A 13135-nucleotide genomic window follows, 5' to 3' on the forward strand; every position below is an offset into this window, starting at 1 on the left:
TCCATGGACGCCCTGGGAGGCTTCTACGCGATGCATCCGCTCTGGCTGTGGCTGGCGATCGCGGCCCTGTTCCTGGCCATCGAGGTCGGCACGGGCAGCGGCTGGCTGCTGTGGCCGGCGGCCAGCGCCTTCATCGTCGCCGTGGTCGCCCAGGCGCTGCATCCGGGTCTGGTGATCGAGCTGGGCCTGTTCGCGGTCCTGACCATCGCCACCACCTATCTGGCCCGGCGCTTCCTGCGGCCGGTGCTGGAGCCGAACAGTCCCGACCTCAACGACCCGCTTAAGCGCCTGATCGGCCAGCGCGGCCAGGTGCTCTCGACCTTCGAGCAGGGTCGGGGGCGGGTCTTCGTCGACGGCAAGGATTGGGCCGCCGAAACGGACGAGCCGATCCCGGCGATCAGCCAGGAGGTGGTCGTGATCGGGGTCGACGGCGCGGTCTTGAAGGTGCGCAAGATCCCCACCTGACGGCGCTCTGCTGACAAGTTCGCGCCGCGCCCCTGTTATCCCGGCTCAGCCACACCATTTGAGGCGCGAATAAGCCATGTTTCTGCAAAGGGCGCGCGATGCCTCGACATCGCGCTTAGGGGAGAGCGCGTGACCTCCATCATTTCGGTAAAGGGTCTGACCAAGACCTATGCGTCGGGCCACCAGGCCCTGAAGACCATCGACCTCGACATCAAGCAGGGCGAGATCTTCGCGCTGCTGGGCCCGAACGGGGCGGGCAAGACCACCCTGATCAGCATCATCTGCGGCATCGTCAATCCCAGCCAGGGCACGATCCTGGCCGACGGTCACGACGTGGTGCGCGACTATCGCGCCGCCCGGACCAAGATCGGCCTGGTGCCGCAGGAGCTGCACACCGACGCCTTCGAGACCGTCTGGGCCACGGTGCGCTTCTCGCGCGGCCTGTTCGGCAAGCCGGCCAACGACGCCCTGATCGAGAAGATCCTTCGCGACCTGTCCTTGTGGGACAAGAAGGACAGCAAGATCATGGCCCTGTCCGGCGGCATGAAGCGCCGGGTGATGATCGCCAAGGCCCTGAGCCACGAGCCGACCATCCTGTTCCTGGACGAGCCGACCGCCGGCGTCGACGTCGAGCTGCGCCGCGACATGTGGGAGATGGTCCGCCAGCTCCGCGCCAGCGGCGTCACCATCATCCTGACCACCCACTATATCGAGGAGGCCGAGGAGATGGCCGACCGGATCGGGGTGATCAACAAGGGCGAGATCATCCTGGTCGAGGACAAGTCGGTCCTGATGCGCAAGCTGGGCAAGAAGCAGCTGACCGTGCACCTGCGCGAGCCGCTGACGGCCCTGCCGGCCGGCCTGGCCCAGCCGTCGCTGAGCCTGGCCAATGACGGCGCCGACCTCGTCTACACCTTCGACGCCCAGGCCGAGGACACCGGCATCGCCGACCTCCTCAAACGCCTCGCCGAGCACGGCGTCGACTTCAAGGACCTGAAGACCGACCAGAGCTCGCTGGAGGACATCTTCGTCAGCCTGGTGAGGGCCCCGCAATGAACCTGTTCGCGATCAAGGCCATCTATCGCTTCGAAATGGCGCGCTGGTTCCGCACCCTGGCCCAGAGCGTCGTGTCGCCGGTTCTGTCCACCAGCCTCTATTTCGTGGTGTTCGGTTCGGCGATCGGCTCGCGCATGCAGGCCATCGACGGGGTCAGCTACGGCGCCTTCATCGTGCCGGGCCTGATCATGCTGTCGCTGCTGGGCGAGAGCATCTCCAACGCCTCGTTCGGCATCTACATGCCCAAATGGGCCGGCACGATCTACGAGCTGCTCTCGGCCCCCGTGGCCTGGATCGAGACGGTGGCCGGCTATGTCGGGGCGGCGGCGACCAAGTCGATCTGCCTGGGCCTGCTGATCCTGGCCACGGCCCGGATCTTCGTGCCGTTCGAGATCGCCCACCCGTTCGTGATGCTGCTGTTCCTGGTTTTGACCTCGATCACCTTCAGCCTGTTCGGCTTCATCATCGGGGTCTGGGCCGACGACTTCCAGAAGCTGCAGATCGTGCCGCTGCTGGTCGTGACGCCGCTGACCTTCCTGGGCGGCAGCTTCTATTCGATCAAGATGCTGCCGCCGATCTGGCAGAAGATCACCCTGTTCAATCCGGTGGTCTATCTGATCAGCGGCTTCCGCTGGAGCTTCTACGGACAGTCGGACGTGAGCGTCGGCGTCAGCCTGGGCATGACCGCCGTGTTCCTGGCCGTCTGCCTGACGGCCGTCGCGTGGATCTTCAAGACGGGCTATCGCCTGAAGGTCTAGGGGGTTTCGGCGAGTCCCGCCCCTACCACCCATTTTGTCGTCATCCCGGGCGTACCCCGGCGAAAGCCGGGGGAAGACCCGGGACCCAGGGGGCGGCGTACTGCGGGCGCCCCTGGGTCCCGGATAGCCTCTTCGAGGCTTCCGGGATGACGAGGAATTTGAAGCTTTGAAGCCGATTTGAGCGCGGCCCCTAGTCCTCCTCCTTGGCCTCCGTCGCCGCCGCCTTCAGCCCTTGCAGGCCGCCGCCCCGGACGCCGTTGGCGACCAGCGACGCCTCGGCCGCCCGGACCAGGGCCCGCTCGCCGTTGAAGCTGGCCAGCGTTTGGCAGGCCTCGAAGAAGGCGGCGTCGGTGCGGGTGTCGATTTCCGGCTGGGCCACGACCAGCTGCAGGCCGCGCGCCTTCAGCCTCTGCACGACCTCCAGTAGGTCGACCATCGTGCCCGCCAGGGCGTGCAGGCTGAGCACGGCCAGGGTCCCGCCGTCCTCCAGCGCCGCCAGGGCCCGCTCGAGGCCGGGCCGGACCACGCCAGCCGGCAGGCAGCGGTCGCTGAACACCTCCTGGCAGCCCATCAGCAGCAGGCGCTCCTCCTGGGCGGGACTGAAGAAGACGCCGCGCACCGGGGGCACGCGATAGTAGCCGACGAGGTTCATTGGAGGTGCTTGGCAAAGCCGGGCGGGCTTGGCGAGAGGGTTTCTCCCGCCGCCCACAGCTTCGTCGCGCCGCCGGCGCCCGCGGGCTCTAGCCAGCGGCCTTCAGCGCCGCCGCCACGACGGTCGACAGCGGCGTTGTCGGGCGACCGATCAAGGCCGACAGCTGGCGACCGTCATCAAACAGCGCGCCGCGAGCGGCGGAGGCGTCGGACTGGGCGATGATCGCCGCGTACGGGCCGGGCAGGCCGAAGCTCTCCAGGATCCGGGCGTACTCGGCCTCGGGCAGGTCGTTATAGGGGAGGGCCTTGCCGGCCTGGCGCGACACCTCGGCGGCCAGATCCGCGCCGGCGAAGGCGGTGTCGCCGGCCAGTTCGTAGATCCGGTTCTCCTGATCCGGCGTCGCCAGCACGACGGCGGCGGCCTCGGCGTAGTCCTCGCGCGCGGCGGCGGAGATCCGGCCCTGGCCGGAGGCGCCGATCAGCGCGCCCGCGGCGATCGCGCCCGGCAGCGCGCCTGTGTAGTTCTCAGTGTACCAGCCGTTGCGCAGCAGGGCGTAGGTCAGGCCCGAGGCCTTGATCAGCGCCTCGGTGGCCTTGTGCTCTTCGGCGAGCGCCAGGGGCGAGGTGTCGGCGCGCAGGACGCTGGTATAGGCGATCCGCTTGACGCCGGCGGCCTTGGCCGCCTCGATCACGTTGCGATGCTGCGGCAGGCGCTGGCCGACCGCATTGCCCGAGATCAGCAGCAGGGTGTCGACGCCGCGCAGCGCGACCGCCAGGGTTTCGGGGTCGCCATAGTCGGCCGCCCGGACGGCGACGCCCAGGTCGGCCGCCTTGGCCGGATCGCGCGCCAGGGCGATGATCTCGCCGGCGGGGACGCGAGCCTTCAGCTTCTCGACGACGAGGCGGCCCAACTGGCCGGCAGCGCCCGTGATGGCGATGGTCATGATCGTTCTCCGTGATGACGGAAGCGATCTAGGGCTCTTGCTTACTTTTAGTAAGTACGTACATGAATGTAAGTATGGAAGAAGAGCTCGAAATCGCCGCCGCCCCGCCGCCCATCGCGCTTTCCGAGCGGGTGGAGCGCGGTGACCTGATGGCCGCCGGCTGTCCGTCGCGCCAGGTGCTCAACCACGTCACCAGCCGCTGGGGCGTGCTGGTGCTGATGGCGCTGGAGACGCGCACCTGCCGGTTCAGCGCCCTGCGGCGACGCATCGGCGGCGTCAGCGAGCGGATGCTGGCCCAGACCCTGCAACAGCTGGAGGGCGACGGCTTCGTCAAGCGCGTGGCGTTTCAGGTCGTGCCGCCGCACGTGGAATACAGCCTCACGCCCACAGGCCTGGAGGTGGCCGAGCGGGTGCGCGGCCTGGCCGACTGGATCGAGCTCAATCTCGACCGCATCCTGCCGCACTGGAGCGAGGCCGATCGGGCGAAATATCCGCCCGTCCCCTAGCCGCGTGCGAATCTGGCGCGATAGGCGCCGGGCGTGGTCGAGAACTGGCGGCGGAAGTGATGCCGCAAGGCCGGCGCGCCCAGGCCCACCGCCTCGGCCACCTGGGCGATCCCGGCTGTCGAGCTCTCCAGCAGGTCGCGCGCCCGGTTCAGCCGCTCAGCCAGCAGCCAGCGGGCCGGCGTGTCGCCGGTGGCCGCCTCGAACCGCCGCAGGAAGGTCCGCTCGCTCATCCCGGCCGTATCGGCCAGGGCCTTGATCGTGTGGGCGCGCGACAGGTCGGCGCGCATGCGGTCGAGGATCGGGCCCAGGCGCGCGGCCTCGTGGACGCTGGGCACCGGCTGCTGCACCACTTGAGCCTGGCGGCCGTCGCGATGTGGCGGCGTCACCAGGCGGCGGGCGACGCTGTTGGCGGCCTCGGGCCCGAAGTCGCGGCGGATCAGGTGCAGGCCCAGGTCGATGCCCGCGGCGCTGCCAGCCGAGGTCATCACGTCCCCCTCGTCGATATACAGCAGGTCCGGCTCGACGGTGACCGCCGGGTGGCGTTCGCGCAGGGCGTCGGCATGGCGCCAGTGGGTGGTGGCCCTGCGGCCGTCCAGCAGACCAGTGGCGGCCAGGACGAAGGCGCCCGAGCAGATCGACATCAGCTGCGCGCCACGGGCATTGGCCGCCAGCAGGGCCTCGACCAGCGATGGCGGCACGGGCGCGTCCGGGCCGCGCCAGCCCGGCGCGACGATGACGCTGGCCTGTTCCAGCAGCTCCAGCCCGCCATCGCCGACGACCCGCACCCCGCCCAGGCCCTTCAGCTCGCCCGGCTCGATGGCGGCGGTGGCGAAGCGGTACCAGTCCGGGCCCATCTCCGGCCGCGGCAGGGCGAACAGCTCGACCGCCACCCCGTATTCGAACGTGCAGAGGCCGTCATAGGCCAGGGCGACGACGAGGCGGCCCTTGGGTGGAGGGTTTGGCATGATCTTTACGGTCGCTGTCGGTCTGGCCTGCTAACGCGGGCAGGCCCGGTGGGGCAAGTCTGCCGCCGTCATCCACGGAGGCCGTCATGAGCTTTGTATCCGAAATCCCCGCCGCGTCCGCGCAGATCGCCGCCGACCATTTCGCCGCGCGGCTGGCGCTGGAGACCGACTGCGCCGACGTCGCCGCGGCCCTGCGGGCAGGCGAGGTCGATTTCGTGCTGCTGCACGTCGTCGGCCAGCCGGAAGCCTATGCCCGCCGGCACGTGCCCGGCGCCATCCACCTGCGCCATGCCGAGATCACCGCCGAGCGCATGGCGCAATGGCCGGCCGACACGCTGTTCGTCGTCTACTGCGCGGGCCCGCACTGCAACGGCGCCGACCGCGCGGCGCTGAAGCTGGCCCAGCTGGGCCGGCCGGTGAAGCTGATGATCGGCGGCATCACGGGCTGGCATTACGAAGGCCTGCCGTTCGCGACCGGCGATCAGCCCGGAAGCCTCGTGGCGTCCGCCTCGGCGGCTTAGCCCTCACGGATGTCATCCCGGCCGTAGCGTAGCGGAGAGCCGGGACCGCGGCGAGCTCAGAGCTTCCGGCGGTCCCGGATCGACCCTTCGGGCCGTCCGGGAAGACATTTGGATATTAGCCGAAGCGCGGATTGGCCTTGCGCAGGCCTTCATTGGCCAGGGCGTCGGCCCGTTCGTTCAGCGGATGGCCGGCGTGGCCCTTGACCCAGCGCCAGTCGACGTCGTGCCGATCGCGCGCGGCGTCGAGCCGCTTCCACAGGTCGTCGTTCTTGACCGGGCTCTTGTCGGCCGTCTTCCAGCCGCGCGCCTTCCAGCCCCGGATCCACTCCTGGATGCCCTTCATGACGTACTGGCTGTCGGTGTGCAGCTCGATCTTGCAGGGGCGGTTCAGCAGCTCCAGGGCCTGGATGGCGGCCATCAACTCCATGCGGTTGTTGGTGGTCGCCGGCTCGCCGCCGCAGATTTCCTTCTTCTTGTCGCCGTAGAACAGGATGGCGCCCCAGCCGCCCGGGCCCGGGTTACCCTTGCAGGCGCCGTCGGTGTAGATCGTGACCTTGGGCGTCATGCGAACAGCACGAGCCCTTCGCGGTGGACGGCCAGCTTGCGCTCGTATTCCAGCGGGTCCTTGGGTCGGACCAGCGCGCCAGGCGGGGTCGCGCCCCAGTCGGCCAAGCGGGTCAGGAAGAAGCGCATCGCCGCGCCGCGCGCCAGGATCGGCAGGGCCTGCTTCTCGGCTGGGCTCAGCGGCCGCCGGCGCTCGTAGCCGTTCAGCAGGGCCTTGGCGGCGGTGATGTTGAAGCTGCCGTCGGGCTCGAAGCACCAGGCGTTCAGGGTCACGGCCACGTCGTAGGCGTAGGCGTCGTCGCAGGCGAAATAGAAGTCGATCGCCGCGGCGAACTTGCCGTTCGACTGGAAGAAGACGTTGTCGGGGAAATAGTCGGCGTGGATCACGCCCGTCGGCAGGTTCCGGGGCCACATCAGGGCCAGCTGCGCCAGGTCGTTGTCGATCGTCGCCGACARGCCCGGCTTCAGGTCCTCGGCCGCCTTGCGATGCTTGGCGAACAGCGGCGACCAGGCCTGTTGTCCCAAGTCGTTGGCGCGGCGGCCGGGATAGCCCTCGCCGGCCAGGTGCAGCCAGGCCAGGCCCTCGCCGGCCTCGCGGCAATGGGCGACGGTCGGCTTGCGCACCGACAGGCCCGGCAGGAACTCGACGATCGCCGCCGGCTTGCCGCGCAGGCTGGCCAGCGTCGCGCCCTTGCGGTCCGGGATCGGCCGGGCGCTGGGAAAGCCCTTGTCGGCCAGCCAGGTCAACATGTTGAGGAAATAGGGCAGGTCGTCGGCCTTCACCCGCCGTTCGTAGACCGTGAGGATGTAGCGGCCGTTCTCCGTCTCCAGCAGGAAGTTGGAGTTCTCCACGCCCTCGGCGATGCCCTTGAACGCCAGCGGCGCCCCCAGGTCGTAGCCTTCCAGGAAGGTCGCGAGTTCTTGGTCGGTGATGTCGGTATAGACGGCCATGGCGCCGGGATGCGGGAGGAGGCGCTGGCGGTCAAGGGGGCGCGAAGGTGTGGTGGGCATGTTATGGTGGCGACGAAGGAGACCCGGCATGGACGAGCCCGAAGACAAGCCGACATCCGCGCTGCCGAGTCCGGAAGCGAACACCGATGTCTCCCCGTGCGACGCCGAGTTGGAGCGACAGTTTAAGCTCGGCCTCGAAATCCTTGAGCGCTATCGAGAGACGTTCGAGGCGCTGGCGAAGTGAGCGGCAGAACGCACCGACCAAGGTCGGCTTTCGACCCATTGCAGACCTCGCTGGTTGGCGACGGTTCGCGCGCTTCCGAAGAAAGTAGGCTTGAAGCCCTGCTCTCCGAACGCCAGACTGGCGCAAATTCGGGAGGCAAATTTGTTCGCAATCACACTGTCCGTAATCGCTATGGCGGCTTCTGCAAAGGCCGCGGCGCCTACGCAAATCGGCTTGGTTTGCAAAGGGACGCAGACCACTATCTCATCATCCTCGGGAAAGAAGGAAGAGCCGTGGGAGCGCGCCTTCTCGATGGATTTCAAAGGATCGAAGGCTTGGGTCGTTGGCGCCCAGAGTCAATTCGATATCGTTGCCACAGAGACCCGGATAGCGTTCTGGAACGGCTACGAGATAAACCGCACGACGGGTGGTCTCTCTGGGAAGGATGAAAATCCCTACCTTCCGAGTTGGGTGACCGCCGAGTGCGAGCCGGCGAAATATACGCCAATGCCCGCAAAGAAATTCTGAGACTCCGCCCGCGATCTGGGCCAGTCGTCAATGGCGCGCGAGTAGCTCGCCTTGGTGTTGCGCCAGCCTCGATAAATCTTGGCTGGCGCTCACGGCGGCTAACCACCCTTAGCGGACATCCCGACGGTCCTCTTCCGCTCCTCCGACCTGCCCGGCCTTCGTCGGGAGGCAGATTGCGAGTGGTCCGCCACCCCTAAGCCGTCAGCAGCCTCGGCAGCTTGAACGTGATCGTCTCGCGGGCCTCGACCAGTTCCTCGACGGTCGTGTCGAAGCGGGCGGAGATGGCGTCGATGACGCCCTGCACCAGGTCTTCCGGGGCCGAGGCGCCGGCGGTGAGGCCCACGCGCTGCACGCCCTCGAACCAGCTCCAGTCGACGCCGTTGGCGTCGTCGATCAGATGGGCGGCGGTGGCGCCGGCCTTCAGGCCGACCTCCATCAGGCGCACCGAGTTGGACGAGTTCTTCGAGCCGACCACCAAGACGAGCTCAGCCTGTTCGGCCAGGTGCTTGACCGCGTCCTGGCGGTTGGTAGTGGCGTAGCAGATGTCTTCCTTGTGCGGGGCGGCGATGCCCGGGAAGCGCTCGCGCAGCAGCGCCACCATGTCGGCGGTGTCGTCGACCGACAGGGTGGTCTGGGTCAGGAAGGCGACGTTGGCCGCGTCCTTGGGAACCCAGGCGGCGGCGTCCTTAATGTCCTCGATCAGGGTGACCGCGCCCTCGGGCAGCTGGCCCATGGTGCCGATCACCTCGGGATGGCCGGCATGGCCGATCAGCACGATCTCGCGACCGGCGTCGAAGTGCTTCTGGGCCTCGACATGGACCTTGGAGACCAGCGGGCAGGTGGCGTCCAGATAGATCATCTGCCGCGACTTGGCCTCGGTCGGCACCGACTTGGGCACGCCATGGGCCGAGAACACCACGGGACGGTCGTCGGGGGCCTCGGACAGCTCCTCGATGAACACCGCGCCCAACGCCTTCAGGCGATCGACCACGTGGCGGTTGTGCACGATCTCGTGACGCACATAGACCGGCGCGCCGAACTTCTCGACAGCGCGCTCGACGATCTGGATGGCGCGATCGACGCCGGCGCAAAAGCCGCGCGGGCTGGCCAGCACGAGCGAGATCGGGCGGCGAACCGGCGTAGGGACGGGCGTATGGGCGTTCATGGCGCGGAAACTAGTCGCTCGGACGGCTCGGCGCCAGGAGTCTGCGGCGTTGCGACGTCACGCATATGCCTTTATCAGGCTGCATGACGCCGACGGGGCGCTGTGGTCCCGCTTGGCTCTTTCTTTCTCGGACCGGACGTTTCATGCGCCGCACTCTTTCGTTCGCTCTCAGCGCCGTGATGGCCGTCTCGATCGCCGCGACGGCGACGACTGTTTACGCCCAAGGGCCCGGCCGCGGCGACCAGGGCGGCGACGACGACCAGGGCGCCAAGAAGAAGAAGCGCGACGAGGAGTGGAACCAGCCCAAGGCTCCGCTGCAGCAACTGCGCAACGCCGGCCCGTGCCCGTATGTGAAGGTGCTGTACGACGCCAGCCGCTATGTCGAGTTCAAGGAGGCCAAGGAATCGGCCGCCCAGGCCGGCTTCACCGGCGAGATCCAGAGCATCGCCTCGGGTTGCGCCTACAAGGGCGACGAGCCGATCAAGATCCGCATCGAGGCGCTGTTCCAGCTGGGCCGCGGCCCGCAGGCCCAGGGCGACAAGCACGTCTATCGCTACTGGGTGGCCGTCACCGAGCGGAACCAGGCCGTGATCGCCAAGGAATATTTCGACCTGCCGGTGAGCTTCGCCGCCGGCCAGGACCGCGCCTATGCGCGTGACACCATCGAGCAGATCACCATTCCGCGCGCCGACTCCAAGGTCAGCGGCGGCAATTTCGAAGTGCTGCTCGGCTTCGACGTGACGCCGGAAATGGCCGCCTTCAACCGTGAGGGCAAGCGCTTCCGGGTCAATGCGGGCCAGACGGCCCAAGCCCAGCCGAGCCAAGCCCCAGCAGGGACGCCTACCAAGCAATGAACGATTTGAAGCGGTCCCTGAGCGAAGCGGCCGCGGCCGCTTTCCAGGCCGCCGGACTTCCTCCCGAGTTCGGGCGCGTCACCGCCTCCGACCGCCCCGACCTGGCCGATTTCCAGTGCAACGGCGCCCTCGCGGCGGCCAAGAGCGCCAAGCGCAACCCGCGCGAAATCGCCGTACAGGTCGTCGACATCCTGAAGGGCGACCCGCGCCTGGCCTCGGTGGAGATCGCCGGGGTCGGCTTCATCAACATGCGCGTCAGCGACGAGGCCCTGTCGGCCCGCGCCCGCGAGATCGCGTCCGACGACCGCACCGGCGCCCAGCTGCTGGAAAGCCCGCGCCGGGTGCTGATCGACTACGCCGGTCCCAACGTCGCCAAGCCGATGCACGTGGGCCACCTGCGCGCCTCGATCATCGGCGAGTCGGTCAAGCGCCTGTACCGCTTCCGCGGCGACGACGTGGTGGGCGACGCCCACTTCGGCGACTGGGGCTTCCAGATGGGCCTGCTGATCAGCGCCATCATGGACGAGGACGCCTTCATCAATGCCCTGATGGAGAAGCTGCCGGAGGCGCCGCGCGGCTTCTCGGCGGCCGACGAGGCCAAGGTGATGGCCGAGTTCGAGAGCCGGATCAGCCTGGCCGACCTCGACCGCATCTATCCGGCCGCCTCGGTGCGCCAGAAGGAAGATCCGGCGTTCAAGGAGCGGGCCCGCAAGGCCACCGCCGAGCTGCAGAACGGCCGCTTCGGCTATCGCCTGCTGTGGCGCCACTTCGTCAAGGTCAGCCGCGTGGCCCTGGAGCGCGAGTTCCATGCCCTGGGCGTCGACTTCGACCTCTGGAAGGGCGAGAGCGACGTCAACGACCTGATCGAGCCGATGGTCCGTCAGCTGGAGGACAAGGGTCTGCTGGTCGAGGACCAGGGCGCCCGCATCGTCCGCGTGGCCCGCGAGGGCGACAAGCAGGACGTGCCGCCGCTGCTGGTGGTCTCGTCGGAAGGCTCGGCCATGTACGGCACGACCGACCTGGCGACGATCCTGGATCGCCGCAAGTCGTTCGACCCGCACCTGATCCTCTACTGCGTGGACCAGCGCCAGGCCCTGCACTTCGAGACCGTGTTCCGCGCCGCCTACCTGGCTGGTTACGCCGCCGACGGCTCGCTGGAGCACATCGGCTTCGGCACCATGAACGGCGCCGACGGCAAGCCGTTCAAGACCCGCGCCGGCGGCGTGCTGAAGCTGCACGACCTGATCGAGATGGCCCGCGAAAAGGCCCGCGAGCGCCTGCATGAGGCTGGTCTCGGCGCCGAGCTCTCCGAAGAGCAGTTCGAGGACACCGCCCACAAGGTCGGCGTCGCCGCCCTGAAGTTCGCCGACCTGCAGAACTTCCGCGGCACCTCGTACGTGTTCGACCTCGACCGCTTCACCAGCTTCGAGGGCAAGACCGGCCCGTACCTGCTGTACCAGTCGGTGCGCATCAAGAGCGTGCTGCGCAAGGCCGCCGAGGCCGGCGCCACCGCCGGCCGGATCGTGATCCACGAGGCCGCCGAGCGCGACCTGGCCATGCTGCTGGACGCCTTCGAGGGCGCCCTGCAGGAGGCCTACGACAAGAAGGCCCCCAACTTCGTGGCGGAGCACGCCTACAAGCTGGCCCAGACCTTCTCGAAGTTCTACGCCGCCTGCCCGATCGTGGTCGCCGAAACCGAAGAGCTGCGCGGCTCGCGCCTGGCCTTGGCCGAGACGACGCTGCGGCAGCTGGAGCTGACGCTGGATCTGCTGGGCATCGAAGCGCCGGAGCGGATGTAAAAGGCGAGGCCTGGAATGCCTGATCCGTTTTATGTCGCCGCCGAGTGGGACGCCGAAGCCGGCGTTTGGATTTCGGAAAGCAACATAGCGGGCCTGGTTGTCGAGGCCTCGACCTTGCCAGAGTTCTTCCAGATCGCGAGTGCGCTCGCGCCTGAACTGCTGGCCGCGAACACACACTAACTCCCGACCTTCCCGGCGAACGCCGGGACCCAGATTCAGCCTGAGCGTCTAGTGGGTTTCATCTGGGCCTCGGCCTTCGCCGGGGAGGTCGGTGTTGGGGCGCTTAGTTGCTAGGCAAGTGGACTCGCGCCGCCGCTCGCCCGTTGCAATCCCAAACGACCAGCCCGACAGTCGCGGCTCATTCGGGTCGGGGTAGCGTATGAACAAGTCCAAGATCGCCATGCTGATGGCCAGCGTCTGCCTGGGCGCGGTCGCCGCGCCGGCCTTCGCCGAAAAGGCCAAGGCCCCGGCCAAGGACAAGTTCGCCGAGGCCACCGCGGGGCTCGAGCGCAAGGACGGCCTGGTTCCGGTCTTCGTCGACAAGAAGGACGGCAAGGTCCTGCTGCTGCTGCCCAAGCCGGGCGCGGACGGGATCGCCGGACGCTACCTCTACCAGACCTACCTGCGGGCCGGCCTCGGCTCGAACCCGACGGGTCTCGACCGCTCCGCCCCCGGCGACACCCAGATCATCGCCTTCCGCCGGGTGGGCGGCAAGGTGCTCGCCCAGTTCGAGAACTGGGGCTTCAACGCCGCGCGCGGCTCGCTGGACGAGCAGAAGGCGGTGGCCGACTCGTTCCCGGTCTCCAGCGTCTGGTCGAACACGGTCGAGGCCGAGGCGCCCGACGGCGGCCTGCTGGTCGACGTGACCTCGTTCCTGGTCCGCGACGCCCAGGGGATCGCCAAGAGCCTCAAGCGCAGCAAGCGGGGCGATTTCCGCCTGAACGACGGCCTGTCCTATGCCGACACCGGGGCGGTGAACGTCTTCCCGCTGAACGTCGAGCTCGAAGCGGTCGAGACCTTCGTCGGCGATGATCCGGGTTCGGAGGTTCGCGGCATCGTCCCCGACCCGCGCAATGTCACCCTGGCCCTGCACCACTCGTTCGTGGCCCTGCCCGAGCCCGGCTACCAGCCGCGTCAGAACGATCCGCGCGTCGGCGTCATCGACCACACGGTGGCCGACTATTC

At 68.1% G+C, this 13135-nt stretch carries 17 protein-coding genes; 11 read left to right on the top strand and 6 right to left on the bottom strand.

The features are described from left to right. The first annotated feature begins 3 nt into the window (after positions 1-3). From AC1DSO_RS10580 to AC1DSO_RS10590, 3 genes are all read left to right on the top strand, one after another. The gene (locus AC1DSO_RS10580; RefSeq protein WP_477068785.1) at positions 4-465 is read left to right on the top strand and encodes an NfeD family protein; all 462 of its coding nucleotides are present in this window, start codon (positions 4-6) and stop codon (positions 463-465) included. Between the two features lie 108 nt (positions 466-573). Beyond that, positions 574-1521, top strand: coding sequence for an ABC transporter ATP-binding protein (locus AC1DSO_RS10585; RefSeq protein ID WP_477068800.1), 948 nt, complete (start codon positions 574-576; stop codon positions 1519-1521). Next, on the top strand, positions 1518-2279 hold the full coding sequence (locus AC1DSO_RS10590; protein ID WP_477068786.1) for an ABC transporter permease: 762 nt from the start codon (positions 1518-1520) through the stop codon (positions 2277-2279). Before AC1DSO_RS10585 ends, AC1DSO_RS10590 begins: the two co-directional genes overlap by 4 nt. A gap of 190 nt (positions 2280-2469) precedes the next feature. On the opposite strand, the gene AC1DSO_RS10595 is transcribed toward AC1DSO_RS10590, so the two are convergent. Further along, a complete protein-coding gene (locus AC1DSO_RS10595; RefSeq protein ID WP_477068787.1) occupies positions 2470-2931 on the bottom strand; it encodes a recombinase family protein in 462 nt (153 codons plus the stop codon). 88 nt (positions 2932-3019) lie between these two features. Then, the gene (locus AC1DSO_RS10600) at positions 3020-3874 is read right to left on the bottom strand and encodes an SDR family oxidoreductase (RefSeq protein ID WP_477068788.1); all 855 of its coding nucleotides are present in this window, start codon (positions 3872-3874) and stop codon (positions 3020-3022) included. A gap of 74 nt (positions 3875-3948) precedes the next feature. On the opposite strand from AC1DSO_RS10600, the gene AC1DSO_RS10605 reads away from it, so the two are divergent. Then, positions 3949-4380 carry a winged helix-turn-helix transcriptional regulator gene (locus AC1DSO_RS10605; protein ID WP_477068789.1) on the top strand — a complete coding sequence of 144 codons (432 nt, stop codon included), beginning with the start codon at positions 3949-3951 and terminating at the stop codon, positions 4378-4380. Here AC1DSO_RS10605 and ftrA read toward each other — a convergent pair. Beyond that, positions 4377-5345, bottom strand: coding sequence for a transcriptional regulator FtrA (ftrA, locus tag AC1DSO_RS10610; protein WP_477068790.1), 969 nt, complete (start codon positions 5343-5345; stop codon positions 4377-4379). The genes AC1DSO_RS10605 and ftrA overlap by 4 nt on opposite strands. 86 nt (positions 5346-5431) lie before the next feature. On the opposite strand from ftrA, the gene AC1DSO_RS10615 reads away from it, so the two are divergent. Continuing rightward, positions 5432-5866, top strand: a complete 435-nt coding sequence (locus AC1DSO_RS10615; RefSeq protein ID WP_477068791.1) for a rhodanese-like domain-containing protein — start codon at positions 5432-5434, stop codon at positions 5864-5866. A gap of 115 nt (positions 5867-5981) precedes the next feature. On the opposite strand, the gene rnhA is transcribed toward AC1DSO_RS10615, so the two are convergent. Then, positions 5982-6431, bottom strand: a complete 450-nt coding sequence (rnhA, locus tag AC1DSO_RS10620) for a ribonuclease HI (protein WP_047411834.1) — start codon at positions 6429-6431, stop codon at positions 5982-5984. Then, the gene (thrB, locus tag AC1DSO_RS10625; RefSeq protein WP_477068792.1) at positions 6428-7381 is read right to left on the bottom strand and encodes a homoserine kinase; all 954 of its coding nucleotides are present in this window, start codon (positions 7379-7381) and stop codon (positions 6428-6430) included. Before thrB ends, rnhA begins: the two co-directional genes overlap by 4 nt. 88 nt (positions 7382-7469) lie before the next feature. Between thrB and AC1DSO_RS10630 the strand changes: the two genes are divergently transcribed. Together AC1DSO_RS10630 and AC1DSO_RS10635 are read left to right on the top strand one after the other, a co-directional pair. Continuing rightward, positions 7470-7625, top strand: a complete 156-nt coding sequence (locus AC1DSO_RS10630; protein WP_477068793.1) for a hypothetical protein — start codon at positions 7470-7472, stop codon at positions 7623-7625. Between the two features lie 54 nt (positions 7626-7679). After that, the gene (locus AC1DSO_RS10635) at positions 7680-8132 is read left to right on the top strand and encodes a hypothetical protein (RefSeq protein ID WP_477068794.1); all 453 of its coding nucleotides are present in this window, start codon (positions 7680-7682) and stop codon (positions 8130-8132) included. Between the two features lie 193 nt (positions 8133-8325). Here AC1DSO_RS10635 and ispH read toward each other — a convergent pair whose 3' ends face one another. Beyond that, positions 8326-9297 carry a 4-hydroxy-3-methylbut-2-enyl diphosphate reductase gene (gene ispH / locus AC1DSO_RS10640; RefSeq protein WP_477068795.1) on the bottom strand — a complete coding sequence of 324 codons (972 nt, stop codon included), beginning with the start codon at positions 9295-9297 and terminating at the stop codon, positions 8326-8328. 143 nt (positions 9298-9440) lie between these two features. Here ispH and AC1DSO_RS10645 point away from each other — a divergent pair, with 143 nt between their 5' ends. The 4 genes from AC1DSO_RS10645 to AC1DSO_RS10660 all read left to right on the top strand — a co-directional run. Next, on the top strand, positions 9441-10151 hold the full coding sequence (locus tag AC1DSO_RS10645) for a Tat pathway signal sequence domain protein (RefSeq protein ID WP_477068796.1): 711 nt from the start codon (positions 9441-9443) through the stop codon (positions 10149-10151). After that, positions 10148-11950, top strand: a complete 1803-nt coding sequence (argS, locus tag AC1DSO_RS10650; protein ID WP_477068797.1) for an arginine--tRNA ligase — start codon at positions 10148-10150, stop codon at positions 11948-11950. Before AC1DSO_RS10645 ends, argS begins: the two co-directional genes overlap by 4 nt. 15 nt (positions 11951-11965) lie before the next feature. Next, entirely contained in the window at positions 11966-12130 is a 165-nt protein-coding gene (locus AC1DSO_RS10655) for a DUF1902 domain-containing protein (RefSeq protein ID WP_477068798.1), read from the top strand. 199 nt (positions 12131-12329) lie between these two features. Next, a partial coding sequence (locus tag AC1DSO_RS10660) for a DUF5117 domain-containing protein (RefSeq protein WP_477068799.1) occupies positions 12330-13135 on the top strand: 806 nt, incomplete at its 3' end.

The sequence above is a fragment of the Caulobacter sp. P4_E5 genome (assembly GCF_056401555.1).